This window comes from Ruegeria sp. YTSA075, assembly GCF_059610245.1.
Map to the genome: position 1 here is coordinate 185,134 of NZ_JBXWNG010000002.1, position 23,022 is coordinate 208,155.

Below are 23,022 nucleotides of genomic sequence, written 5' to 3' on the forward strand. Positions count from 1 at the left end.
CATGCCTACGTTTCATTCCCTCTGAATCATTCGGATGAATTTCATACAGTGGGGGAATCACCATGAAATTTCGTTCGTTACTTACCGGCGCGGCGCTGGCGGTTATGGCTGCGGTCGCAGCACAGGCCGAAACGTGGAAGCTTGCGGTCACCGACGTAGAAGGCATGGAGCGCCTTCAGCTTGAGTGGGGCCCGTTCAAAGACGCGCTTGAAGCAGCTACCGGCGACAGCTTTGAGTTTTTTGCCGTGAACTCGCGCACCGCAGCTGCAGAAGCCCTGCGCGGTGAGACGGTTGATTTCGTGGTTTCGGGTCCGGCTGAATACGTGGTTATCAACAAGCTGACCAATGCGACACCGATCGTTGGTCTGGGTCGGCCGGACTATCACTGCGCCATCGTGGTGCGCGCAGATAGCGGCATCAACACAGTTGCCGACCTGAAAGGCAAAACGGTGGCTTTTGGTGACATCGGATCGACATCCAATATGCTGTGCCCGATGCAGGTTCTGGCCGATTATGGCCTTGATCCGGTCAACGACATCCAGAAAACCCATACCAGCCGCAACATTGCGCATGAAGCGTTGAAAAACGGTGATGTGGATGCGCTTGGGTCGAATGCAGGATCCTGGCTCAACGTGCGCAACAAGGAAACCGAACTGCCGTATGGCTTCTTCAAAATCCTTGCGCGTTCGGGCGACCTGCCGAATGACATGATTATGGTCGGCGCACATGTGCCCGCTGATGCCGCCGCCAAGGTGCAGCGCGCAATCATTGACAATAAGGCCAGCATCATCGCGGGCATCACCGCCCATGAAGAGAACGACAAATATGTGGGCATGGACCTGGTTGAGATTGAAGACAGCGCATATGACTATGTGCGGTCCATGTATTCGAACGCGGGCTACCCCCAGTTCGACAATTTCATCGGTGACTGATCTTTATACACCGACGCGCGCATCAGGCGTGAAGATTGGGACCGGGGCAGAGGTATCTGCTCCGGTTCTCCCTGTGGATTTACGGGTCAGCGGACTTGCCAGGAGTTTCGCGGGTACGCCCATCTTTCAGGACGTCTCTTTTGGTCTGTCGCGTGGCGAGGCGGTTGCCATCGTCGGTGCAAATGGCACAGGAAAGTCCACTCTGCTGCGCTGTCTTCTGGGTCTGATCCCGGCGGATCGGGGGCAGATCAATGTTCTGGGCACCGAAGTGGCCGGGGCGCGTTTGGCACAGCTGCGCGCGATGCGGGCGCAGATGGGTCTTGTGTCGCAGAAACACAATCTCGTGCCTCGGCTTTCGGTGCTGTCGAACGTGGTTCAGGGCCTGTTGGGCCAACGTCCGGGCCTGCGCCATTGGAGCCAGAGTTTTGCCCCAATCGCGTCACGCGAGGCGGCGATGGTTGCGCTGGAAAAGGTCGGGCTGGCCCATCTTGCGACCCGGCGGGCCGACCGGCTTTCGGGCGGGCAGTCACAGCGCGTGGCGATTGCCCGTGCCTTGGTGGGTCAACCCAAAATCCTGATCGCGGATGAACCCACAGCCTCGTTGGACCCGGCCGCGGGCGAGGACGTCATGGACCTGTTCTTCGCGCTTGCGCGGCAGGAAGGCGTCACGGTTATCTTCATCTCGCACAATATCGAGCACGCTTTGCACTACGGCGATCGGATCCTTGGGCTGGCGGATGGGCGCATGAAGCTTGACGCGCGGGCCACGAGCATCAAGGCAGAAGATCTGAGAGGGCTCTATGACTGATATCGCACCTCCGGCCCGGTATGATCGTCCGTCGGCATTGACGTTCCTTGGCTATGCTGCGGCTTTGGCCATTATCCTTTGGTCCTTCGCGGGGGCCGGGTTTTCGGTCGAGAAGGTCATTTCATCCCCGCCGCGTTTCGCTGACTTTCTGGACCGCGCTTTTCCTCCGAACCTGGAGCCCATGGTTCTGGCCAGGCTGGGCTGGAAGATGTTGGAAACCTTGCAGATCGCACTAGCCGGGGCCGTGATCGGCGTAGTTGTTTCGGTTCCCATCGCGCTGCTGGCCGCCCGCGATCTGATCGCTGGGCCATGGATCAACCAGACCGTCCGAACGGTGCTGGGATTTATTCGCGCTGTGCCTGATATCGCCTGGGCGCTGGTGTTTGTGGTGGCTGTTGGGTTGGGCCCGTTTGCGGGTTTGCTGGCAATTGCCATTGATACCGTTGGCTTTTGCGGTCGCTTCTTCGCGGATGATATGGAAGCCGCAGACAAGGGTCCGGCTGAAAGTCTGACGGCCACCGGGGCCCGTAAGCTGGATGTTGTGGCCTGTGCAACCATCCCCGCCGCCATGCCTGCCTTTGTCTCAACATCGCTTTACGCGCTGGAAAAGGCAGTGCGATCCTCGACCATTCTGGGGCTCGTGGGCGCGGGCGGCATTGGGATCGAATTGAAGGTTGGTTTTGATCTTTTTGACTATCCCACGGCAATGACGGTGATCCTGATGATCGCTGTGGTTGTCATCGCAATCGAGCAAGTTTCGGGCTGGGCCCGAACCAAGATTATCGGAGAACAACGTTGAAGACCGACACCGCCGACCGGCATTGGAACAAGATTTGGGACGAGATCGAAGAAGGTTCGAAATGGCTGACGCCGGAACCCGATGTCAAACGATGGGCAGAAACACTGAAGAAGGGCGCTGCAATCCTCGACCTTGGGGCGGGCGTGGGCAGGCACGCATTGTCTTTGCAAGCCGCCGGTTTTGCGGTCACCGCCCTTGATGCTGCGCCCGAAGGTCTGGCTGAGATCGAGAAGGCCAAGACAGGGGTAACAACCAAACTGGGCCGTATGGATGATTTGCCATTCGAGGATGGCAGCTTTGATCATATGCTCAGCTGGAATGTCATCTATCATGGGGATGAGACGGTGCTGTTGAACACGATCGGGGAAATCCGGCGTGTATTGAAGCCCGGCGGCACCTTCATGCTGACCATGCTGTCAAAACGCCGGTTGTGGATTGACCGCGAAAAGCTGAACGATCCGTGCGAGATTTCGCGCAACACCTGGGTGTTTGACGAAGACAGCTCGGACAAACGCCACCCGCACTACTATTGCGGCGCGGTCGAGATGTTGGCGTTGTTTCAGGGCTTTGAAGTCCTTTGGATGGAAGACCGCGAACATGAAAAACCGGGTTCGTGGCACTGGCATCTCATTCTGGAGCGTCAGGCATGACCCAGACCTTTGTCGGGGCACAGGTGTATCTGCCCAGTCAGATTATTGAGACAACCGTTACCATTGATACGGGTGTGATTGTGGAAATCGGTGGCCCGGTTCAGGGCGAAGAAATCGATGCGCGGGGCAAGGTGCTGGCACCTGCGCTGATCGACGTGCATGGCGACGCGTTCGAGCGTCAGGTGATGCCGCGCCCCGGTGTTTTCTTTCCGGTTCAGACGGCGGTTCTGGAGACCGACCGGCAACTGGCGGCCAACGGGATTGCGACGACCTATCATTCGATCACGCTGAGCTACGAACCGGGTCTGCGTAGTGTTGAACGTGGACGTATGATGATCGAGGCTATCCGGGATCTGGCCCCGCGCTTGACGGTTGAAAACCGAATTCAGTTGCGCTGGGAAACCTTTGCGTTTGAAGCACTGGAAACGCTTGAGTGGGCGATGGAGGCCGATCTGAAACCGTCGCTTGCCTTCAACGATCACCTGTCGATGGCGATGCGCAGCGACAGCACCGGTATTCAGGACCGGCTTTTTGAGCATAACCCGGATTTTGCGGTGATGGATTTGCAGGATGCCGCATTGTTCGAGGCACGCTACCGCAAACATACCGAACGGTCCGGCCTTGATTATGACGACCACAAGGAATTGGTGCACAAGGTCTGGGATCGACGGCCCGAGGTGGTGGACACGATGAAAACACTGGCGCGCAAAGCCCGCGCAAAGGGTATCCCGATGTTAAGCCATGATGATACTCAGGCCGAAACCCGCAGATTCTATCACGATCTTGGGGTGACTGCGTCGGAATTCCCGATGTCGATGGATCCGGTTGAGCAGGCCCGCGCTGACGGAGACATGATCGTCTTCGGCTCGCCCAACGCAGTGCGTGGCGGCAGCCATATCGGATCTCTCGGTGCGGCGGATATGGTCGAGGCGGGGTATTGCGACATGCTTGCGTCAGACTACTACTACCCCGCAATGCTGGCCGCTATAGATCGGCTGGACCGCGAAAAAAGGGCTGATCGGCTCACGCTTTGGTCGCTTGTTTCATCTGGGCCGGCCCGAGGCATGGGGCTGTCAGATCGGGGTGAGATTTCTGTCGGCAAACGGGCCGATCTTGTGCTTGTGGACTGGCCCCAAGGGCATACCCCTGCAGTTCAAGGAACCTGGGTGGCCGGGCGCTGTGCCTACCGCGCATGGCCGCAGGGATGATTCAGCGCGATCATTGGCCGGCCATCGGGCTTGGGGTCAGCCAGATCATGGGCTATGGCGTTCTGTACTACGCCTATGCCATCTTGTTGCCAAAGATGACAGGCGCGCTTGACCTGACGCTTTCGGGTATCTTCGGTGTCCTGTCCCTTGCCTTGTTTCTGGGTGGTTTCATGTCCCCGGTGGCTGGTATCCTGACAGACAGGTTCGGCGGGCGCTTTGTCATGAGCGGCGGAGCCTTTTGTGCTGGCCTTGCGACGATGACATTGTCGCTGGCCGAGGGGCGGGTCGGTCTGTTTACAAGCATTCTGCTGATCGAGGCCGCAGCGATGTTTGTCCTTTACCCCGTGGCATTTGCTGCTGTCTCGCGGCTTGATCTGTCCGTATCGCCACAGCGCTCGATCACGATTATAACGCTTTTTGGCGGGGTCGCGTCGACGATCTTCTGGCCGCTGACATTGGCCTTGTATGAAGCGGTTGATTGGCGCAGCGCCTGGCTGATCCTGGGATGCGCCTATCTTATGATTTGTGTGCCACTACATTGGTTTTGCCTGCGCGGCCCCGAACGTGATCTGGCCGCGCCCTCTTCGGCAAACACGACGGATTGGCCCGAACTGGAGGGGTCAGAGCGCAAAACCGGAATGCTCTGGATGGTGACCTCATTCGTGTTCTCAGGCTACCTGATGGGTGCGGTGATGACGCTTTGGGTCTCCAATGTGCAGGACCTTGGCCACAGCGCCGCGATGGCGGCTCTGGCGGGCGCGGTGATCGGACCGTTCAAAACGGTGGGGCGATTTCTTGAACTGCTGATCAGCCGCAACCTTTATCCCCGTATCACCTATATACTGGCGCTTGGCCTGATGCTGGCCGGGTTTCTGACACTTCTGACGGTGGGATTCACGGTGCCCGGCGTAATCCTGGCCGCAGCCCTTTATGGCATGGGCGACGGGATCAAGACGATTGCACGCGGCACGCTGCCGCTCGCGCTGTTCGGCCAGAAGGGATACGGCGCCCGGCTTGGCTGGATCAACACGGTTTCGATGGCCGCCAATGCATCGGCCCCGTTCGCCTTTGCCTTTCTCACCCAGCATTTCGGAGGCTGGACAAGCTTTGCCGCCATGAGCGCAATCCTCGGCCTTGCCATTCTCACTTCGCTTTTCATCCCTGACGCCCGCAAATCAAGAAAGAGCCCAACCTATGACCCCGCTTAAGATTGGTGCCTGCCTGGCCCCGCACGAAATCGCAGATCATCGCGACTGGTTGTTTGACGCCAACCGCGATCTGGAGCTTCAGGGCTTCAGCCGTCATGCAGAACTGACCACCGAGCTCGACGACCGGATTGCCGCGGTGCAAGCCGCGCTGAACGGATTCCAGGGGCGACGCGGGATGCATGGACCCTATGAGGGGTTGGATATGGACAACAAGGACCCCGAGCTGCGACCGCTGATCACCGCCCGGTATCTCAGGGCGCTGGAAGCGGCGGACCGGATTGGCGCGCGCCAGATGGTCCTGCATTCACCCTATGCCCGCTGGTATGCCTGGAACCGGCTGAACACATTTGGGTATAAGGAAGAAAAGCTGGCTCGGATCCACGATGTCATGACCCCGGTTGTCAAATCGGCCGAGGAATTGGGCATTACGCTGGTCATCGAGAACATCTTTGATGTCGATCCCGCGACCCGCCGGGAAATGGTCGATAGTTTCAACAGCAGTGCCGTCGCCGTGTCGATTGATACAGGCCACGCGCATCTGGCCCGTCGTATGTCCGGCGCACCGCCAGTGGACTACTTTATTCGGGATGCGGGCGATCAGCTGAAACATGTCCATCTGCAAGACCTCGATGGCCATGCGGATCGCCATTGGGCCCCGGGCGAAGGCGAAATCCACTGGCCCGAAGTGTTCCGAGCTTTGTCAGAATGCAACTCGGCCCCGCATCTGGTGCTTGAGCTGCGCCGGAAATCCGACATCCCGGCGGGTTTTTCCTATCTGCAACAGATGGGGCTGGTGGAGTAACCGATGGCAGGAACCATACGTGACGGCGAGGGCCTGCGTGATTTGTCCGGCAGGTCGTTCATGGCCGCCGAGGTTGCTGAGCCCTATGTGCATCGCCCTCCGTACGCGTCCGCGGTGTACGAGAGGCTGGCGCAGCACGTGCGCCCAAACGGGCGTCTTTTGGATCTGGGCTGTGGCGAAGGCAAAATCGCCCGTCCGATGGCGAAGTTTTTTGACGAGGTTGTAGCGGTTGATACATCTGCAAATATGATTGCCTTGGGCAAGACCCTTGAAAACGGCCAGGCTAGGACCCTCAAATGGGTTTGCGCACGGGCCGAAGATGCGCCGCTGGACGGGCTATTCGACATGGTGACGTTTGCGTCAAGCATTCATTGGATGGATGTTGAGCAGTTGAAGGTAAACCTGCATCCTCACCTAAGCCCAGATCATCTGGTTGCGATTGTTGCAGGGGACGAAGCGTTCGACCCACCATGGGAGGCTGAGTGGCAGGCGTTTCTAAGGAAATGGGTGCCCGAAGTGACAGGACTGCCGCTGGGGTCAAAGGAATGGTCGGCGACACGGCAACGTCATGAAGATCATATGAAGATCATAGAGACGCAGGATTTGATTTCTGAACCGTTCGAGCAATCCGTGGAGGGCTTTGTTCAATGCCAACATTCCCGAAACAGCTTTACGCGTTCGAAGCTGGGCGACCATATCGCGGATTTCTCCGCTGAACTGCATGACCTGTTGGAGCCGCACAGTGATGAACATTGTATGTTGTCATTTCGGGTCAAGACATGCCTGACCTTCGCGAAATTCGTCTATTGAACCAAGCCATTGGCACGCCGTGTGAGGGCAGGGCAGTTCTCAGCGATATTTTTCAACGAACGCGTCGATATCCAGGGCGCGGATGTCAGGCAGGGCCGCCTTATATGTCTCGCGTGGCCAGTCCCAGACGGCGATCTCTTGCAAAGCTTCGGCCTGAGCCGCGCTGAAACGGCGTTTGATAAAGCGCGCGGGTACGCCACCAACCACGGTATAGGGATCCACATCGCGCGTCACGACGGCCCCGGCTCCGATAACGGCCCCGGTGCCGATATTGACGCCTGCAGTGACCGTCACCCCGTGACCGATCCAGACATCATGGCCGATGGTGACCCAGTTTTTCTTACGCCATTCGAAAAAATCGTGATCGTCCTCGCCCAGCCCATAGGCCTGGGCTCGATAAACCGAATGGTGTTGAACCGCGCGCCAGGTCGGATGGTTGCCCGGGTTGATGCGCGTTGAATTGGCGATTGAGCAGAACTTGCCAATTGTCGTCCACACAACGTGACACGACTGGGTGATATAGGAATAGTCCCCCATCGAGGATGACTTCATCACCGTGTTTCTTCCCACTTCCGTCCAGATCCCCAACTCGCAATCATCGACAATTGCGCCGTCATGAATTGTTGGGGTTTCGCTTAGCGGGTTCTTTGATCCAGCTCCGGACATGGGTTTTCCAATCTCAGCTGAGGCAGCGCGTTTAGTGCGCGCCTTCCCATTTGCCGATCACCCTTGTGCGGATACGGGCAGAAAGGTAATCGATCAGATAGACCATGGCGATGATCATGAAGATGATGGTCCAGGCCTGATCCCAGAAATAGCCGCTGATCCGGTCGCTGAGCATAAAGCCAATACCACCCGCGCCGACGATCCCTAGGATGGTGCTGGAGCGCACATTGGATTCAAAGTTATACAGCAGAACCGACAGATGCACCGGCAGAACCTGCGGCATGATCGCATAGCGGATGGCTTGTACGCGTGACCCGCCTGAGGCCACGACCCCTTCGACCGGGCGCCGCGATGTGTTTTCCAGCGCCTCTGAGAACAGTTTTGAGAAGGTGCCAACCTCGGACACGGCGATAGCAAGGATACCTGCGAGTGGTCCAAGCCCGAAGGCACGAATGAAAATCAGCGCCAGGATCAGCGTCTCGAACGCGCGGATGACGTCATAGAACCGCCGTGAACCCTGACGCAGCCAGAAAATCCGGTTGATGTTCTTGGCTCCGAGAAAAGACAGCGGAAAGGCAACGATGGCCCCCAGAAGCGTACCCATGAACGCCATTGCGATGGTTTCACCCAATGCGCGGAACACCTCAAGCCATTCGGCCCAGGTAGCCCAAAGATGCGGGGGAAACATGAAGGACATGACCCGCCCCAACCGTTGCAAGCCGGTCCAGATACGTTCGGGTGAGAAATTGAAATCGTAAAGGCACCAGGCGAACAGACCGAAGAACCCGACCCAAAGTGCGATTTTCCGGGCCCGGATGACGGCTGTGTCCCGGAAGGCCCGGGGATGTTCGGCTATCATCTGTCGAATGTGCGCATCCGTCGGGGTCATGTCGCAGGTCCTTTCTCAAGGCCGATGATACGGTGGCGCAGTTTTTCCGAGCCGTAGTCAATAACCATGACTGTCGTGAAGATAATCAGGAACAGCGCTGACAGGTCGGTGTATTCCTGCAAGGAGAGCGCCTCGCGAAACTCTTGGCCCAGCCCGCCAGCACCGACATATCCGATGATCGACGAAGCGCGCACATTGATTTCGAACCGCAACAACGTGTAGCTGATGATGTTCGGCAGCACCTGTGGCACTGCTCCATATCGGATCTGGTCGAACCAGGTTCCGCCAGCGGCTTTCACGCCTTCCAGCGGGCGCATGTCGATGTTTTCATTCACTTCGGAATAAAGCTTGCCCAGAGCTCCGGTTGCATGCAGGCCAATGGCCAACACACCAGCCATCGGACCAACCGAAAAGCAAAAGACAAAGATCAGGGCCCAGACAAGGTCAGGCACGGTGCGGGCGATCTCAAGATACCGGCGGCTGATCCACAAAACCCATTTGTTTAGCGCCAGGTTGCGTGAGGCTGGGAAAGACAGAAGAAAGCCGCCGATCACCCCAAGCGTTGTGGCCATGAATGCGATCAGAATGGTTTCGATCAACAGGTTCAGCCAGGTTTTCCAGCGCCAGAACCATTCCGCCAGATCGGTGCCCAGACTGTCCCAATGCAATACCGGCAGGGTCTTTTCGATGAATTCACCCAGGCGCGGAATGCCAGCCGGGATGATCCAGCGCCACTCGCGTGCGCCATCAGACGTTGTGACCTGTGTCACTTTAAAAAAATCGCCAAGCCACGCGGAAAACGTGAAGAAGGCAAGAAAAAGGATGCTGGCGATCAACCAGGTTAGCTTTGCTCGCCCTCGCTGCGCGGCATAGTCCAATTCAAACTGATCGACAGGACGCAGTGGCGTCACATCCGCAACAGCAACCATGTTTGAGACCCCCAGAACTAAAGACCCCCGCCAGATGGGCGAGGGTCCAGGTCATGTGTGCTTTATGAGCGGCGCTGCTTTTTCAGCCAGTCGCGCATGTCTACAATCCACTGATAGCGATCATGGTCGACTTCGATCCAGCCGGTTTGAGGGTTCGGGGCATCTTCGACCTCACCAGTCATGGCCTTGAAGGCTTCGGGGTTCTTTTCAGGGATCGTCATAACCAGATCCTTCATCGCATCCTTCAGCTCCTGCGGGATGTTCTTGCGGGCTGTGAAGGGGCCGGACGTGATTTCGGGGCTTTCCCAGATCGGGCAGATCTCACCTTCGGAGATCATGCCTTTTTCGATCATGCGCTGCCAACGGCCGTCGACCGCGTTGTTCTGCCATGTCGCAGCGGCGTCAAAGGTGCCTTGCGATACACCAGCAACGCCAGCTTCATGCGAGCCCGAGAAAGGAATGGCCGAGAAGAAGGTCTTGGGGTCAACTTCTTTGGCAATGTTGAAGTAGGGCACCGCGTAGCCCGAGGTGCTGTCGGGGTCAGCGAAAGCAAGCACTTTGCCTTCCAGATCCTGAATGCTGTTGTAGCCGTCTTCGCAACGAGTCACCACAACCGAGTAATATCCGGTGGACCCATCCTCGCGCAGGCGCGAGACAAGTGGTTCAACCTTGCCCTCGGTCCCGGTATAGGCCGCGGCATATGAGGATGAGCCGAAGAAGGCGAATTCGATCTGGTCGGCAGCAATGGCTTGGATCACGCCATCATAGGACCCGGCGGTGAAGATTTCGACTTCGACGCCCAGTTCGCTTTCCAGATATTCTTCGAATGGGGTGTACCGGGCGATCCGGTCTTTTTCATTTTCGCCCGACAGGATGCCGAATTTGATGACCTGATAGTCATCTTTCCAGTCAGCAGCGGCTGAGGTTGCCATTAGGGCGGCTAGCGCAGTGGTTACAAGGTATTTCATGTTCAGGTCCCCCTGGGTTTGGTTTGGCGATTGGATCTTTGGTCAGGCAGGCAAGGCGACGGATTGGGTCGACGTCACCGCCTCATTGAATTCTCGCAGGCCTTCCAGCCCGTATATGTCGCGCACCACATCGTCGGTAAGCTGTGCTGCGGTTCCGTCAAAGAAGATGCGACCCGCGCGCATCGCGATGATCCGGTCGCAATAGGCGCGCGCGGTATCCAGTGTGTGCAGGTTGACAAGAACGGTCAGGCCGTCTTCTTGGTTGATCTCACGCAGGCCGTTCATGACCAGCGTTGCATTCGCCGGATCAAGAGAGGCGATGGGCTCATCCGCCAGCATGATTTTCGGCTGTTGCACCAACGCTTTGGCGATGGCTACGCGCTGTTGCTGACCGCCCGACAATGTGCCCGCCCGCTGCAGCGCTTGCGGGACCAGATCAAGCCGGTCCAACGCCTGTAGGGCCATGGTGCGTTCCGCATCGTTGAACTGCATCGCCATCGAGCTGAAAAAGCCGTGTTCCGCCAAACGCCCGATCAAGACGTTGGTCAGAACGTCCAAGCGATCCACAAGGTTGAATTGTTGAAAGATCATTGCGCAATCGCGCCGCCAGTTGCGCAGTGCTTTGCCTCGCAAGCTGGTGATCTCGGCGCCTCCAAACGAAATCGACCCCTGCGTGGGGTCGATAAGTCGATTGATAAGGCGCAGCATGGTCGACTTGCCCGCGCCCGAGCGGCCGATGACACCAACAAACTGTCCGGGCGCGATATCCAGCGAAACACGATCTACGGCATGTGTCTCACCAAAGGTTTTCGAGACATTTGACAGGGTCAGAGCAGCGGTCATGGCGATTCATCCGAATGAATTATGCGCAGACCATCACCTGTATGTGTGACGTCACGGAGTCTGATTTGTAAAAGTTTGATTACGCTACAGCTGCGACCCGCTGTGCCTCAGAGCTCAACACAACCGACCCGTTCGAAAAGACCGTGTTGCCTGCGCTTAAGGTGTGCACAACGCGATCCGACGCGTCGACAACGGCCATGTCCGCACGCTTGCCCACCGCGATTTCTCCTCGATCGGCCAATCCAAGCGCGCGTGCAGGGTTGGCCGATGCCAGACGGACTGCACCGGCCAGACCGCCTGGGTCTGCAGGTGCAAGGGCGCGGATAGCAGGCAGAATGGCCGCCGGGTGATAGTCGGCGGCAAGGATATGCAGCAACCCGGCAGCATGTGCGTCACGTGCGGACAGATTGCCCGAATAGCTCTGCCCGCGCATCGCATTTGGCGCGCCCATGGCGATCATCAAACCCCGATCAGCGGCCGTTTCGGCGGCTTCCATCGTTACCGGAAACTCGCTGATGACAGCGCCGATATCCGCCATAAGATTGGTTTTGGTGACGGTATCATCGTCATGGCTGGCCATGGCGATGCCAAAGCCTTTGCACAGGCGCGACACTTTATTGAGATTTTCCAAGATTTGCTCGGTCGGTGTCGCGGCTGCAATCTGGGCCTGAACATTCGCCCTGGCCTGTTCCGCTGTGATCCCGTCATGGGTCCGATAGGCGACAAGCTTTTCCAGATCGCGATACTGGCCCTGGCCCGGTGTGTGGTCCATCACCGACACCAGATCGACGGCCTGCGCTTGCAACAGCCCCTCAAGTGCGGCGATAGCGTCGGTATATGTCATATCAAACCGCGCATGAATTCGGTGATCGACACGCAGACCCTGAATATTGTCCTTCAATGCCCGGATAATCGTACTGGTATGATCGAAAGACCTGCGTTCGCCGTCTTTCGCATTGCGCGAGAAAGAAACGCCCGCATAAGCGGTGGTGACCCCTGACGCAGCCAAGCGCGCATCCAGATGACCCACTGCCACGTTCATTGGGAAATCGACCCCGGGGCGTGGTTCAAGTTCCAACTCGATCATATCGCCATGCATGTCGATGAAACCGGGGAAGAGTGTGAGGCCGGATGGCGTTCCGCTGCTTTCCGAAAGCTCGGCGATCACTCCGTTTTCGATGCGCAGGCTGCCATTTTCGATTACCCGGTCGGCCAGGATGATCTTCATATCAGAGAGCCACATCGTCACGTTCCTCTTGTGGTGTTGCGTTCGGGGTCAGATCGACAACCCGGTCGATCAGATGCATCACGTCATCGGGGTGATGAAACACGCCAATCATGGCGGTGCCTTCTTGTTTTAGCTCTTTCAGGCGCGCCACCAACGCCGCCCGCGCATTCGCGTCGAGCGAGGCTGTTGGTTCATCAAGCATAAGCAGTTTTTGCGGCAGGATCAGTGCACGGGCCAGATTGACCTTTTGCTGTTCACCACCGGAAAACGTTGTCGGATAGGCGGCCCAAAGGTCGGGTTTGACCCCAAATGTCTCAAGCGCCTTGCGCGCCGCATGCAGCGCCGCATCAGCGTCCCAACCGGCAAGGCGCAGGGGTTCGGCGACGATGGCCTCGGCACTGACCCGTGGGCGGGCTGTCAGAAACTGGGTGACAAACCCAATTTCGGTGCGCCGGAGATGGGCGATATCCACATCCGCTGCGCGTGCCAGATCAATCAACCCATGGCTTGAATGAAATCTGATCTGACCTGCGCGCGGCAGGTAAGACCGATAGAGCGTGCGCAAAAGCGTGGATTTTCCCGCGCCATTGGCCCCTTTCAGCAACACGAACTCTCCGGCGGCCACGTTGAATGAGATATCTTCGAACGCGCCGATTTCTTTGCGGAGGTGATGCAGCGAAAAACCCTTGGTGAGGCCGTGAATTTCCAGAACCTGCGTCATAGTTTTGCGTGCACCAGCTGCTGTGTATAGGCGTGTTGCGGATCCTGAAAGATCTGGTCTGCCAGACCGGTCTCAACCACTTCGCCCCGCCGCATGACCATGACCCGGTCGGCTAACGTGCGTATGACACCCAGATCATGGCTGACGATCACCATCGTGATCCGGCGATCCTGTTGCAGACGCTTGAGCGTATCCAGCACCAGCGCCTGCACACTGACATCAAGCCCCGTGGTCGGCTCATCCAGCAACAACAGTGCGGGTTCCAGCGCGATGGCCTTGGCCAGTTGCACCCTCTGTTGCATGCCGCCCGACAGCTCAATCGGCGGCGCGTCCAGACGATCCAGCGGAAATTCAGAGGCATCAAGCGCCTCGGTTGCAGCCTTTCGCAGCGTGGCAAAGTTGCGCTCGCCCGCGACCAACAGACGTTCTGCAACGTTACCGGAAGACGAATGTTTCATCAGCAATCCCAGATGCGGGTTCTGATAGACAATGCCGATCCTGGTGGCACACAACATGCGCCGCGCGAAACGGTCCAGATCAAAAAGATTCCCGGAAACATCGGGCAGGTCCAGCGTATAGCTGCCACAATCCGGTGTTTCTTCGAGGTTCATCATCCGCAAAAGCGTCGACTTCCCCGATCCGCTTTCGCCAACGATACCCAGAACCTCACCGGGATAAGCATGGGCGGAAACACTGTGCACGGCCTGTACGGGACCGTAGGATTTGCTGACATCGCGCACTTCCAGCAGGGGGCGCGTATCGACAAGGCGAGGGGCATCAAGCGTGATGGTCATTGCGGTAACTTTCCGTCCTGGTACCAGGTCTCACCCCGCGTTTCGCCCTCGCCATCGCGCGCGCGGATGGTTTTCACACCCCATTCGCTGTCGGATACTTCGTAGGTCGAGCTTCCGTTATCCTGAGGGATTTCGTTCATGAAGAAGCCCCGCGTGCCCGACCGGGTGCAGGTAAGGTGCCCGTGATCTTCAACCCGATAGGAAATGTCTGAAAATACCAACGGTTCGACCCGCGTAAAAGGTGGAACGGCAAAGATACGCTTTTCACGGCCTGCCGACAGGATGGTCAGGTGCTTGGCCATATGCAGCTTGGGCACATCCCAACGCGGGATTGGTGAGGGCGTCATCACATGCCGCCCATGCACAAGGCTGGGATAGGACGCGCCCTGCATCACGCGGCCCGACCGCACGATCTGTTCATAGAGTTGCAGCCACATCCGCCCGTAATCCGCATCTGCATGCATCTGCCGTGCGATCGACATGTTTGGCTGGACAGGGCGCAAGGGTTCGGGATTGGGCACCTGCAGAACAAGGATCTGGTCCTCGCGCAAAATCTCTTCGGGGATGCGGTGGCGCGATTGAATCAGGTCTGCCTCCAGAGTGTCCATCGTCACCGGCGTGCCCGCAACGCGCGCGATAAAGCGGCGAATTGAAGCGGCGTTGACGCTGTCATCCGCGCCTTGATCGATGACTTTGACACAGGTTTTGGGGTTCACCAGTGTCAGAGACACCTGTAATCCACCCGTGCCCCATCCACGCGCCATCGGCACTTCGCGGCTGGCATAGGGCATCTGGCATCCGGGCACGGCGACGGATTTCAGCATCTTGCGCCGAAGTTCGCGCTTGGCTGATCCATCCAGAAAGCCATAGCTCAGCGCTTCCCAGGGCTTGGTCAATGCGGCAAGGGTCATTCGGCAGGTTCCGTTTCAGAGGCGTTCGCCGCTTTGTTCGCCTTTGCATCGCGCATCGCATCAAGCGACGATTGAAACGTGACGTAATGCGGCAGTTTGAAGTGAATACAAAAGCCCGAGCTTTCGACGCCTTCGGTATGGTAAAGGAAGAACTCCTCTTCGGTCGCAGAACCTTTTTCAGCCCCGGGACTGTTGAGGTCCAGCGTGGCGGCGGCGATGCATTTGACCTCGTTCCATCCAAAGGTCGCAGCGTATCCGATGCCAAGCTTTTCGCCTTTTTTGTCGACGACCTCAGCCTGGCTGACTTTGACACGCCCGGCAGAGAACTGACGCCCATCGGGATGCTGAACCGCGATCTCAGCCTCGGCCAGCCGCAACTCGTTTACGGTTGGATGCGCCGGCCCATAGCCACGCATGGCCGCATAGCCCAGGGCCAATACACCGCCGGTTTCTGCCCGCGCGAGGCTTTGTAGCGTATGCGCCCGTTTGGACGGGAACAGCAACGGCTCTCGCGTCAGGTCGGGAACATCGTTGCCAGAGGTTGCATCCTGTTCCGGCAAGTCCAACAGATCGTTTTCCGCCTGCCACGCGCTGACTGCAGGCTGATAGGCGGACGACGGTTCCGGCGCCGGATCAACGGGCTCCGGCGCATAGGGTTCACCCTGCAACACATCAGTGGCCAGAATGCGATGCGCGTAGTCCAGTGTTGGCCCCAAAACCTGCCCGCCCGGAATGTCCTTGAAGGCCGCTGAAATCCGCCGATGCGTGAACAGTTGATCCTGTTCGACAGGGGCTGCGACGCTCAGGCGTGGTTGCGTCGTGCGCCAGGCACGCAACAGCAAAACGGCCTCATAAAGCTCACCGCCCGTCTGCGCCAATGCCAGCGCGGCAAGGTCTTCGTCATATAGCGAGGCCTCACCCATCACCCGGTCGATCAGATAGGGCAGGCTGGTCTTGATCTCCTCGACGCGGTCACGTTCAAAAGGGCCCATGGCCTCACGGAACAAGCGCTCGGACTGTTCGATGGCTTTTTCGCCGCCGCGTGTTGCGACATAGGCCATCAGATCACCTCGACCGTGGTGGAACGCGGTACGCCAAGCAGCTGGGTGTCGTCCACAACGAACAGATCGAACCCCATCGGATAGCGGATTCGCGCTGCACGGGTGGACCAAAAACCAGAAGGCAGGCCGTCGATCCGCAGCTCGACTGTTCCGTCAACGCCAGGACCCGTCAGGCGCAGCGCCGGGCCGGCCCCGATCTTCGCGCGGATGATGACGGTTGCACCGTCATCCGGATAAAGATCGCTGCCCAATGCCACGTGATCAATCGCCGCGCCGGATGTCAGTGCGCCAAGAAACACGTGATCGGCCTGATCAATCTGGGCGATCTCGGCGCCGCTGCGCATGATTTCCGGCACCAGTAGTGCATCAGCGGAATGAACGCGGCATTCGCGATCCAGCAGCGCGGCAACAATCGATGCCTCGGCGGGCGCAGGAAGCGTTTGGATCGATCCGGGGCGGCTGAGCGCCCAGAGCAGCGCATCAAAGGCCGAGTTTTCCAGTGTTTCCGAAGCGCTGGGAAGTGGAGTGGCCCGCATCAGAACGTCTCCATATTCACGCGGGTGGCTTCGACGCGGCGCATCATTTCCACATCCTGCTGCTCAAGCGCTTGCGCCTCGCGGTCACAAAAGGCGATGCAATCGTCGGCCCGCACATCGCTTGCCAATGCCAGGTCGATCAGCGCCATCGCCATCGAGGCCTCAAGATCATGACCCCGGCGCATGCCATAGCCGTCTATGCCTGCTTTGCGGATATGTGCCTCGCTCATCAGAACTTCGCCCAGATGGAAAGCAACACCCTGTGCGGTGTCCCGCATTGGCAGCATCACCAACCCACTGCGCGATTGCAGGACCTCAATCTCACCCAGATCATCAATCAGCGTTTCAGCAAAGGCTTTGAGCCGTTCGGCATTGGCGCGGGCCAATGTGCCGAGGGTCTTATCCATCCGAATGCTCCATCGTGAAGGTCACGCGGGCGGCGGACCAGATCACCCGGCTGTGCGATATCGGTGTGCCATCCAGAGTCGCATCCACTGCCGCGACAACCATCACGGGGACATCGGCATGCTGCTTGAGCCTTTTGACCTCCTCTGATCTTGCCGGTCGGGAGTAGATCGAGGTTTGTTGGCGCACATAGTCAAGTATGCCGTAGGATCGATAGGTTTCAGTGGTTGACCCCAGCACATCCCGCCGTTCGGCGAAATCCGGGAACCGTTCTCCGCAATGATACGAGGTGCCAAAGGCAACTGGCAGATCATTTGCCATCGTGATCCGATGGCTTTCAATGACAAGCGCGCCAGAGTTGAGCAACAGCGCCTGCGCTACAGCATCCGGTGCGCGGACCCGCGCTGCCGAGATCAACTGGCTTGAAACATCGACCCCTTGTGGGATCAGATTGCGGCGTAGCCGTGTGCGCTTGCCGATCTGATAGGTCAACCGTGGGGTCTCGGCAACAAAGGTGCCGCGCCCTTGCTCGATGCTGATCTTGCCGTCCCGTGCCAGGGCGTCCAGCGCGCGACGCACCGAATGGCGCCCAAGTGCGAACCGGTCTGCAAGCTGCGTTTCTGTCGGCAACTGATCCCCGGCTGACAATCGGCCTGTGCGAATGTCATCGACGATCTCGTCCCGAATAGTTGTCCAGGTTTTGCGTGTCATATCTGATTCATCCGAATGAATTTTGATTTAGCGGTCACGCGTGACAACCACGTGACATTTTATCAAAAAGACATCGTAGATATCTGGGATGCGCAAAACCTCTTTTAGAAGGTTCAGTTTGCGTCAGGCGGCGGCGTTCAGCTGCCTGATCAAAGCGGGCAGGTCGGCCACTGTGTCGATGACGTAATCGGCCCCGGCGTCCTTGAGCATCTGTGTTGCGCGCGTGCGAAGGTGATCGATTTCTGCGTCTGACAGCGCACTCAACTCTTCGGGTGTTTTGCCAACTGCATTGCCCGATAGGGACACCCCGACAGTAATACAGCCAGCAGCGACACCTTCCTTGATGCCCGGTTCGGTATCATCGACCTTGATGATCGCTGACGGTGGGTAGGCCACCAGATCGACCATGCATTTATACATACCCAAAGGGCCGGGGCGACCTTCGGGCAAGTCGTCCGAACAGACCAGATTGTCAGGCGCGTACCCTTGGCGCGCTGCCACTGGCAGCACATGCTCCATGATGGATCGGGTGTATCCCGTTGTTGAACCGATCTTGAGGCCCATCGCCCGCAGCTCATCAATCGCGGCTTTGCCTCCGGGAACAAGATCAGCATAGTCGGCGGCCACTTTTTCATTCATCGGAACGAAGACCTGATAGACCTTGTCGACATCTGCGTCTGACGGGGCTGCGCCGTACTTCGCCGTCCACTGCGCGGCAATCTCTGGCATATCCATCATTGTGCGGATGTGATCCCACTTCGGCGCCCCCATGGGCGCGCGCGCCTGTTCGATGGTGGCCTTGATATCAAACTGCGCGAATGCTTTGACAAAAACACCCATTGGCGCGAATGAGCCAAAGTCAACCATTGTTCCTGCCCAGTCAAATACGACGGCTTTGAAGTGGTTCATAAGAGTTCCCTGTGTTCGAGGCGTTGGCCGCTTTGTTGCATAATCTGATCAGTGTTGCACTGTTTTAGGCAGAGACGATTGCGCGTGTTGCTGGACAGGTCCTCGCCGCTGCGAGTAACTGCGCGGGCATCATCCCCGCGCAGTATCTATGCGGACATGAAACTGAGTGCCCGACGTTGCGTACCATTGTCATGGCTAAGGTTGCCCTTGCGGCAACTTTTTTGGCGATTCAACCTAAAGGATAAGAAATTCCTGCACTCTAATCATCTTTTGTTTCAAGGGAATTTCTTTATATCACATTGATATTAATGTAAGTTTTGTGAGAAAGAAAAACCTGATGGAGAGATAAAGTCACTGGTTAGTGAGTGGTGCACAAACCCCGTTCTAAACACCCATTTACCTCGAATTTGACACAATAGATATCCAAATCTTGCCTACCAAAACATGGAGCAAGAAATACATGTCCACTGACATCTCACCACTCAAAGATATCGCCGGTTTCATCGGCGCATGCCTCGTCGATAGTGAATCCGGCATGATGCTGGCCGCCGAAGCAGGTGCCGGTAAATTCGATCTGGAAGCTGCTGGCGCTGCCAACACTGAAGTCGTCCGCGCAAAGAACGCAGCCATCGAAGCGCTGGGTCTGAAAGAAAAGATCGAAGACATCCTGATCACTCTGGACACTCAGTATCACCTGATCCGTCCGCTGTCGTCGAACTCCAGCATCTTCATCTATGTTGCGCTGAGCAAGAAACAGGCAAACCTTGCGATGGCACGTTTGAACGTACGTAAAGTTGAAGAAACCCTGAGCATCTAAGGTGCGTATTGGGTGGCGTCATGCCACCCAGCCACCCCCCCCCCGGCCGAAGTCAGGTTCGCGTATTTAAAATCCTGATCATGGCGGCGGCTAAACTTTAGACGTACCCTTCTGTGCCGCGTTCGATCCCAGCACGAAGCTTTATGTGAGTATAATCCAAAGGTAGGAAACACATGAACATCGCACCTCTGCAAAAGAAGAAAATCGACAGTATCCGCGATGTGTTGTCTGAATTGGAAAAAGCAAGCAATCTGAAATCGAACTCACGGCTTGCCGATATCAAAACCCGTTTCAAGAACTGCGCAACCAGGGTTGCGATCATTGGGCAGGTTAAATCTGGAAAATCCACCTTTTTGAACGCGTTTCTTGGTGAGACAGGTCTGTTCCCTACAGATGTGAACCCCTGGACATCCGCCATAACCAATCTGCGTATCAATGTGCCGGGTGATCCGACACAAGGCGCGTCATTCGAATTTTTTGATGACCATGATTGGAAACGCATTACCGAAGAATCGCCAGAGGCGTTCCAGAAATTGGCCGAGATGCTACCTGGTTTCGACAGCGAAGTTCTGAAGAGCCAGGGGCAGGAATTGCAGTCGGCCGCCAAAAAGCGATTGGGTAAGCATTATGATGCGCTGCTTGGATCGAAACATGAATATGACTTTCTGACCCCGGATCTGATGGGCCGCTATGTCTGTGTCGGGGTTGAGGCGGACGGGAGTGAGGCGACCTCGTCCTCTGGCCGCTATTCCGCTTTGACCAAGCAGGCGGATATCTATATGCGCAAGCCGGAATTCCTGTCGCCAATCATCATCTCGGACACGCCCGGGGTGAACGATCCGTTCCTGGTGCGGGATGAATACACGTGCCGAAACCTCGATACTGCCGATATCTATCTGATGGTCCTGTCCGTGCATCAGGCACTGACCAACGTGGATCTTGCGCTGCTGAACACGTTGTCCGCGCAGGATGACAAGCACATCATCATCTTCATCAACCGTATTGACGAACTCAGCCGATACGAAACCGAAGTCCCCGAGGTGATCGAAGACGTAACCCTTCGACTGTCCAAGGCTATTCCCTCATCAAATTTCACCGTGATCGCGGGCAGCGCGTATTTGGGGGCTCATCTGTCCGATGGTCACAAGCTTGAAGATGTAGTGGAGCCGGAACAGCTGGATGCCTATCTCGATGCAGTCGGGGCCGGCGGGCTGCGGACATATGAGGAAAAGATCGCGCGTTTTGTCGGGCTCGACGCTGTAAAGCGCGAGATTTCCGACCTGATGGACAGCCCACACGGGACCCAGCGTATCGACCGGTTGGCCCGAGACATTGATACCGAGGTTAACAGCCTGAAACTGTCTGCGCAGCGAGAGCATGAAACAATCGAGGCGCATCTGAACAAGGTCGAATCCAACAACGTTCTGGCGGCGGTCAGCGAAATTGACAAAGAAGTAGAGCTGGTTCGCGAAGTTGCCGCGAAGTTCGAAAGCCTGAAAACAAGTGCTGAAAGCCAGGCCCAGTCCACGATCCTGGATGCACGGGACTTTTTGGATGCGCAGTTTCACAAGGAAATCCAAACCTTTGTGGAAACGCAGAAAGAAGTCGTTCAAAACCTGTTTCTGGGGGCCAGCGAGTCAGGTGACAAGCCGGTGGGGTTCGAGATCGATATCCTGCCAATTGGCGCTTCGATCCGCGAATTGGCCTCTAAAGCCTATGACGACACCCGCGAGAGAATTGATGCCATCGTTGCCGCGTATCAACGGGCTTCCCTCGACACAATCAGCGGCTCGCTTGGGGAGCAGGCCAAGGCGATTTCATTGGACGATTTGCCAAATCGCGGCTTCTCGTCTTCGCTTGTACTGAAAAAGAAGTCCCTTGAAGCAACTGTCTACCTGCGCAGCAGCTGGGAATTCTGGAAGAAAAACAAAGTAGATGTGGATCAATCCATGTCGGCGATTCAGACCCTGATGAAAGACGAGCTGTACAACGGGTTTGTTGACCTTCTGAATGCCTATGCCATGGCCCTGTCCGAGCGGTTTGACGCAGCAATGGGTAAAGTTCTGGTCAGTTCGAGATTGGCGGAAAGCCAGGTCGAAAAATACATCAGCTTGCTCGAGCGGGACAGGAAAACGCTCATGGAGCTTGTGGAATCTCCCAAAAACCTGTCATTGCTGTCTGACAAGCTGCGCAAGCAGCGGTCGAGCGCCCAAAGCAAGTTGGATGCCCTGACCGCGATAGAGAGCAAGGTGTCCTATTCGACGCCAATGAGTGCGTAGGCGATCAGGAATGTCTTTTGACGCGGTGAGAGAGATGCCACTACCGGAAGTCACGCGTTCGGCGCATAGGGTTGTTGTGTGCGGTGAGGTTGGTTCTGGAAAATCGACCGTCATCAACACGCTGTTGCGCGAGACCACCCTGTCTTATGGGTTGGTCAGTGGTGAGCGCCCGCTCATCATTTTTCGATACGCAAAACAGGCGGGTATTCTGGCGAGGTTCAAATCCGGTGGCAAGGCCATCTTCACCAGTTTTTCCCAGTGCCGCGACCTGAAAGGTATTGCCAGCCTGACAGTGTTTCACACCAAGACACATCTGAACTCCGTTGAAATCGCTGAGATTCCGATGGATCGAAGCTCCAAAATAAGCGACGAGGCCCAGGCGATCATACGGGACGCCGATACGCTGATTTGGACCACCATCGCCTCGCAAGCCTGGCGGCTGAGTGAGCGGGACGCAGTTCAGAAGCTGGCGCAGTACTGCCCGCCGCGTCGGCTCGCGGTGGTGTCCAGAACCGATATGCTGAAATCGCACTCGGATCGGGATAAGATCCTGAAACGGCTACAGGCCGAAGCGCAGGACTATTTCGAAGACTTCCACTTTATGTATGGTGACAGCGATCTGATCGACTTCTCTCAATATGAAGAAGAAGGGTGGCAGGGAACAGGTGGGTCGGCTCTTTTGTCGACTCTGGTCGGTGGTGTCTTTTCGGACCCTCCGGTCGAAAGTGTAGAAGTGGATAGACCCGAAGTCGAAGAAGTTGAGGCACCTGGCAGCGTTGGGCTCGAGGACCGGCTCAAGACGGTTCCAGCAATCTGCGCGGCGGGTCTGCTGTATCCTGAGGCGTCGGGATCGGAAACCTTGTTCTATGGTGAAAAAGACATCTGCACTGCGATCTCTGTGTTTGCCGAGGACGTCCTGAAAACGCTGACGCACCAGCCTTTCTACCAAGGTCAGGTTTCTGATGAGACACAAATACAGCTCGAACTCAGCGAGTATTTTGTGTTTGTCAGCAAGACAGGTGCGGGAGACGCTGCGTTCTTTGCCGCTTTCGACAAAAAGACGAGCAACATGGGCTTGGCGCGAAAGCAGTTTTTCGGGATTTGCGAAGCGCTTGGCACATCTGTGTGATCGCCCAGC

The 23,022-nt window shown here is 57.1% G+C and carries 25 protein-coding genes; 11 read left to right on the forward strand and 14 right to left on the reverse strand.

The genetic code is table 11. The features are described from left to right. Nucleotides 1-62 precede the first annotated feature (62 nt). Genes AC2FGE_RS04010 through AC2FGE_RS04045 form a run of 8 tightly spaced genes read left to right on the forward strand, consistent with a single transcriptional unit; the run spans nucleotide 63 to nucleotide 7,217 of the window. Nucleotides 63-932, forward strand: a complete 870-nt coding sequence (locus tag AC2FGE_RS04010; RefSeq protein WP_496817903.1) for a phosphate/phosphite/phosphonate ABC transporter substrate-binding protein — start codon at nucleotides 63-65, stop codon at nucleotides 930-932. After that, nucleotides 925-1,740: a phosphonate ABC transporter ATP-binding protein gene (locus tag AC2FGE_RS04015; RefSeq protein WP_496817904.1), complete on the forward strand. Its 816-nt coding sequence runs from the start codon at nucleotides 925-927 to the stop codon at nucleotides 1,738-1,740. Before AC2FGE_RS04010 ends, AC2FGE_RS04015 begins: the two co-directional genes overlap by 8 nt. Next, a complete protein-coding gene (phnE, locus tag AC2FGE_RS04020) occupies nucleotides 1,733-2,539 on the forward strand; it encodes a phosphonate ABC transporter, permease protein PhnE (protein WP_496817905.1) in 807 nt (268 codons plus the stop codon). Before AC2FGE_RS04015 ends, phnE (AC2FGE_RS04020) begins: the two co-directional genes overlap by 8 nt. Then, the gene (locus AC2FGE_RS04025) at nucleotides 2,536-3,189 is read left to right on the forward strand and encodes a class I SAM-dependent methyltransferase (RefSeq protein WP_496817906.1); all 654 of its coding nucleotides are present in this window, start codon (nucleotides 2,536-2,538) and stop codon (nucleotides 3,187-3,189) included. The genes phnE (AC2FGE_RS04020) and AC2FGE_RS04025 overlap by 4 nt, the downstream gene beginning before the upstream one ends. Continuing rightward, nucleotides 3,186-4,397, forward strand: a complete 1,212-nt coding sequence (locus AC2FGE_RS04030) for an alpha-D-ribose 1-methylphosphonate 5-triphosphate diphosphatase (RefSeq protein WP_496817907.1) — start codon at nucleotides 3,186-3,188, stop codon at nucleotides 4,395-4,397. Before AC2FGE_RS04025 ends, AC2FGE_RS04030 begins: the two co-directional genes overlap by 4 nt. Then, complete coding sequence (locus AC2FGE_RS04035; RefSeq protein WP_496817908.1) at nucleotides 4,394-5,605, forward strand: MFS transporter; 1,212 nt, start codon at nucleotides 4,394-4,396, stop codon at nucleotides 5,603-5,605. The genes AC2FGE_RS04030 and AC2FGE_RS04035 overlap by 4 nt, the downstream gene beginning before the upstream one ends. Beyond that, nucleotides 5,592-6,407: a sugar phosphate isomerase/epimerase family protein gene (locus tag AC2FGE_RS04040; RefSeq protein ID WP_496817909.1), complete on the forward strand. Its 816-nt coding sequence runs from the start codon at nucleotides 5,592-5,594 to the stop codon at nucleotides 6,405-6,407. Before AC2FGE_RS04035 ends, AC2FGE_RS04040 begins: the two co-directional genes overlap by 14 nt. A 3-nt stretch (nucleotides 6,408-6,410) precedes the next feature. Beyond that, nucleotides 6,411-7,217: a class I SAM-dependent methyltransferase gene (locus AC2FGE_RS04045; RefSeq protein WP_496817910.1), complete on the forward strand. Its 807-nt coding sequence runs from the start codon at nucleotides 6,411-6,413 to the stop codon at nucleotides 7,215-7,217. Nucleotides 7,218-7,256: 39 nt separating this feature from the next. Here the strand turns inward: AC2FGE_RS04045 and AC2FGE_RS04050 are convergent, their stop codons facing one another. From AC2FGE_RS04050 to phnX, 14 genes are all read right to left on the reverse strand, one after another. Next, on the reverse strand, nucleotides 7,257-7,883 hold the full coding sequence (locus AC2FGE_RS04050) for a DapH/DapD/GlmU-related protein (RefSeq protein WP_496817911.1): 627 nt from the start codon (nucleotides 7,881-7,883) through the stop codon (nucleotides 7,257-7,259). 31 nt (nucleotides 7,884-7,914) lie between these two features. After that, nucleotides 7,915-8,772, reverse strand: coding sequence for a phosphonate ABC transporter, permease protein PhnE (gene phnE / locus AC2FGE_RS04055; RefSeq protein WP_496817912.1), 858 nt, complete (start codon nucleotides 8,770-8,772; stop codon nucleotides 7,915-7,917). Continuing rightward, the gene (phnE, locus tag AC2FGE_RS04060; protein ID WP_496817913.1) at nucleotides 8,769-9,701 is read right to left on the reverse strand and encodes a phosphonate ABC transporter, permease protein PhnE; all 933 of its coding nucleotides are present in this window, start codon (nucleotides 9,699-9,701) and stop codon (nucleotides 8,769-8,771) included. Before phnE (AC2FGE_RS04060) ends, phnE (AC2FGE_RS04055) begins: the two co-directional genes overlap by 4 nt. A 62-nt stretch (nucleotides 9,702-9,763) precedes the next feature. Next, a complete protein-coding gene (phnD, locus tag AC2FGE_RS04065) occupies nucleotides 9,764-10,669 on the reverse strand; it encodes a phosphonate ABC transporter substrate-binding protein (RefSeq protein WP_496817914.1) in 906 nt (301 codons plus the stop codon). A gap of 42 nt (nucleotides 10,670-10,711) precedes the next feature. Continuing rightward, nucleotides 10,712-11,512 carry a phosphonate ABC transporter ATP-binding protein gene (phnC, locus tag AC2FGE_RS04070; RefSeq protein ID WP_496817915.1) on the reverse strand — a complete coding sequence of 267 codons (801 nt, stop codon included), beginning with the start codon at nucleotides 11,510-11,512 and terminating at the stop codon, nucleotides 10,712-10,714. Between the two features lie 79 nt (nucleotides 11,513-11,591). After that, entirely contained in the window at nucleotides 11,592-12,755 is a 1,164-nt protein-coding gene (locus AC2FGE_RS04075; RefSeq protein WP_496817916.1) for an alpha-D-ribose 1-methylphosphonate 5-triphosphate diphosphatase, read from the reverse strand. Further along, entirely contained in the window at nucleotides 12,742-13,461 is a 720-nt protein-coding gene (locus AC2FGE_RS04080; RefSeq protein ID WP_496817917.1) for a phosphonate C-P lyase system protein PhnL, read from the reverse strand. The genes AC2FGE_RS04075 and AC2FGE_RS04080 overlap by 14 nt, the downstream gene beginning before the upstream one ends. After that, the gene (locus AC2FGE_RS04085; protein ID WP_496817918.1) at nucleotides 13,458-14,255 is read right to left on the reverse strand and encodes an ATP-binding cassette domain-containing protein; all 798 of its coding nucleotides are present in this window, start codon (nucleotides 14,253-14,255) and stop codon (nucleotides 13,458-13,460) included. The genes AC2FGE_RS04080 and AC2FGE_RS04085 overlap by 4 nt, the downstream gene beginning before the upstream one ends. Next, entirely contained in the window at nucleotides 14,252-15,166 is a 915-nt protein-coding gene (locus tag AC2FGE_RS04090; RefSeq protein WP_496817919.1) for an alpha-D-ribose 1-methylphosphonate 5-phosphate C-P-lyase PhnJ, read from the reverse strand. Before AC2FGE_RS04090 ends, AC2FGE_RS04085 begins: the two co-directional genes overlap by 4 nt. Continuing rightward, complete coding sequence (locus AC2FGE_RS04095) at nucleotides 15,163-16,227, reverse strand: carbon-phosphorus lyase complex subunit PhnI (RefSeq protein WP_496817920.1); 1,065 nt, start codon at nucleotides 16,225-16,227, stop codon at nucleotides 15,163-15,165. The genes AC2FGE_RS04090 and AC2FGE_RS04095 overlap by 4 nt, the downstream gene beginning before the upstream one ends. Next, on the reverse strand, nucleotides 16,227-16,763 hold the full coding sequence (gene phnH / locus AC2FGE_RS04100) for a phosphonate C-P lyase system protein PhnH (protein WP_496817921.1): 537 nt from the start codon (nucleotides 16,761-16,763) through the stop codon (nucleotides 16,227-16,229). The genes AC2FGE_RS04095 and phnH overlap by 1 nt, the downstream gene beginning before the upstream one ends. Next, nucleotides 16,763-17,170: a phosphonate C-P lyase system protein PhnG gene (locus tag AC2FGE_RS04105; protein ID WP_496817922.1), complete on the reverse strand. Its 408-nt coding sequence runs from the start codon at nucleotides 17,168-17,170 to the stop codon at nucleotides 16,763-16,765. The genes phnH and AC2FGE_RS04105 overlap by 1 nt, the downstream gene beginning before the upstream one ends. Further along, the gene (gene phnF, locus AC2FGE_RS04110; RefSeq protein WP_496817923.1) at nucleotides 17,163-17,879 is read right to left on the reverse strand and encodes a phosphonate metabolism transcriptional regulator PhnF; all 717 of its coding nucleotides are present in this window, start codon (nucleotides 17,877-17,879) and stop codon (nucleotides 17,163-17,165) included. The genes AC2FGE_RS04105 and phnF overlap by 8 nt, the downstream gene beginning before the upstream one ends. A gap of 123 nt (nucleotides 17,880-18,002) precedes the next feature. Beyond that, a complete protein-coding gene (phnX, locus tag AC2FGE_RS04115) occupies nucleotides 18,003-18,788 on the reverse strand; it encodes a phosphonoacetaldehyde hydrolase (protein ID WP_496817924.1) in 786 nt (261 codons plus the stop codon). 460 nt (nucleotides 18,789-19,248) lie between these two features. Between phnX and AC2FGE_RS04120 the strand changes: the two genes are divergently transcribed. The 3 genes from AC2FGE_RS04120 to AC2FGE_RS04130 all read left to right on the forward strand — a co-directional run bounded on the left by AC2FGE_RS04120 (nucleotide 19,249) and on the right by AC2FGE_RS04130 (nucleotide 23,013). Further along, on the forward strand, nucleotides 19,249-19,605 hold the full coding sequence (locus AC2FGE_RS04120) for a roadblock/LC7 domain-containing protein (protein WP_496817925.1): 357 nt from the start codon (nucleotides 19,249-19,251) through the stop codon (nucleotides 19,603-19,605). 173 nt (nucleotides 19,606-19,778) lie between these two features. Further along, complete coding sequence (locus AC2FGE_RS04125; protein ID WP_496817927.1) at nucleotides 19,779-21,884, forward strand: dynamin family protein; 2,106 nt, start codon at nucleotides 19,779-19,781, stop codon at nucleotides 21,882-21,884. A 10-nt stretch (nucleotides 21,885-21,894) separates the two neighbouring features. Next, the gene (locus tag AC2FGE_RS04130; protein WP_496817928.1) at nucleotides 21,895-23,013 is read left to right on the forward strand and encodes a P-loop NTPase family protein; all 1,119 of its coding nucleotides are present in this window, start codon (nucleotides 21,895-21,897) and stop codon (nucleotides 23,011-23,013) included. The last annotated feature ends 9 nt before the right edge of the window (nucleotides 23,014-23,022 follow it).

Coding starts and splice junctions, on each gene's coding strand:
- AC2FGE_RS04010 (WP_496817903.1), top strand. CDS start 63: ATGAAATTTCGTTCGTTACTTACCGGCGCGGCGCTGGCGGTTATGGCT.
- phnE (WP_496817905.1), top strand. CDS start 1,733: ATGACTGATATCGCACCTCCGGCCCGGTATGATCGTCCGTCGGCATTG.
- AC2FGE_RS04030 (WP_496817907.1), top strand. CDS start 3,186: ATGACCCAGACCTTTGTCGGGGCACAGGTGTATCTGCCCAGTCAGATT.
- AC2FGE_RS04035 (WP_496817908.1), top strand. CDS start 4,394: ATGATTCAGCGCGATCATTGGCCGGCCATCGGGCTTGGGGTCAGCCAG.
- AC2FGE_RS04040 (WP_496817909.1), top strand. CDS start 5,592: ATGACCCCGCTTAAGATTGGTGCCTGCCTGGCCCCGCACGAAATCGCA.
- AC2FGE_RS04045 (WP_496817910.1), top strand. CDS start 6,411: ATGGCAGGAACCATACGTGACGGCGAGGGCCTGCGTGATTTGTCCGGC.
- AC2FGE_RS04050 (WP_496817911.1), bottom strand. CDS start 7,883: ATGTCCGGAGCTGGATCAAAGAACCCGCTAAGCGAAACCCCAACAATT.
- phnE (WP_496817912.1), bottom strand. CDS start 8,772: ATGACCCCGACGGATGCGCACATTCGACAGATGATAGCCGAACATCCC.
- phnE (WP_496817913.1), bottom strand. CDS start 9,701: ATGGTTGCTGTTGCGGATGTGACGCCACTGCGTCCTGTCGATCAGTTT.
- phnD (WP_496817914.1), bottom strand. CDS start 10,669: ATGAAATACCTTGTAACCACTGCGCTAGCCGCCCTAATGGCAACCTCA.
- phnC (WP_496817915.1), bottom strand. CDS start 11,512: ATGACCGCTGCTCTGACCCTGTCAAATGTCTCGAAAACCTTTGGTGAG.
- AC2FGE_RS04075 (WP_496817916.1), bottom strand. CDS start 12,755: ATGTGGCTCTCTGATATGAAGATCATCCTGGCCGACCGGGTAATCGAA.
- AC2FGE_RS04080 (WP_496817917.1), bottom strand. CDS start 13,461: ATGACGCAGGTTCTGGAAATTCACGGCCTCACCAAGGGTTTTTCGCTG.
- AC2FGE_RS04085 (WP_496817918.1), bottom strand. CDS start 14,255: ATGACCATCACGCTTGATGCCCCTCGCCTTGTCGATACGCGCCCCCTG.
- AC2FGE_RS04090 (WP_496817919.1), bottom strand. CDS start 15,166: ATGACCCTTGCCGCATTGACCAAGCCCTGGGAAGCGCTGAGCTATGGC.
- AC2FGE_RS04095 (WP_496817920.1), bottom strand. CDS start 16,227: ATGGCCTATGTCGCAACACGCGGCGGCGAAAAAGCCATCGAACAGTCC.
- phnH (WP_496817921.1), bottom strand. CDS start 16,763: ATGCGGGCCACTCCACTTCCCAGCGCTTCGGAAACACTGGAAAACTCG.
- AC2FGE_RS04105 (WP_496817922.1), bottom strand. CDS start 17,170: ATGGATAAGACCCTCGGCACATTGGCCCGCGCCAATGCCGAACGGCTC.
- phnF (WP_496817923.1), bottom strand. CDS start 17,879: ATGACACGCAAAACCTGGACAACTATTCGGGACGAGATCGTCGATGAC.
- phnX (WP_496817924.1), bottom strand. CDS start 18,788: ATGAACCACTTCAAAGCCGTCGTATTTGACTGGGCAGGAACAATGGTT.
- AC2FGE_RS04120 (WP_496817925.1), top strand. CDS start 19,249: ATGTCCACTGACATCTCACCACTCAAAGATATCGCCGGTTTCATCGGC.
- AC2FGE_RS04125 (WP_496817927.1), top strand. CDS start 19,779: ATGAACATCGCACCTCTGCAAAAGAAGAAAATCGACAGTATCCGCGAT.
- AC2FGE_RS04130 (WP_496817928.1), top strand. CDS start 21,895: ATGTCTTTTGACGCGGTGAGAGAGATGCCACTACCGGAAGTCACGCGT.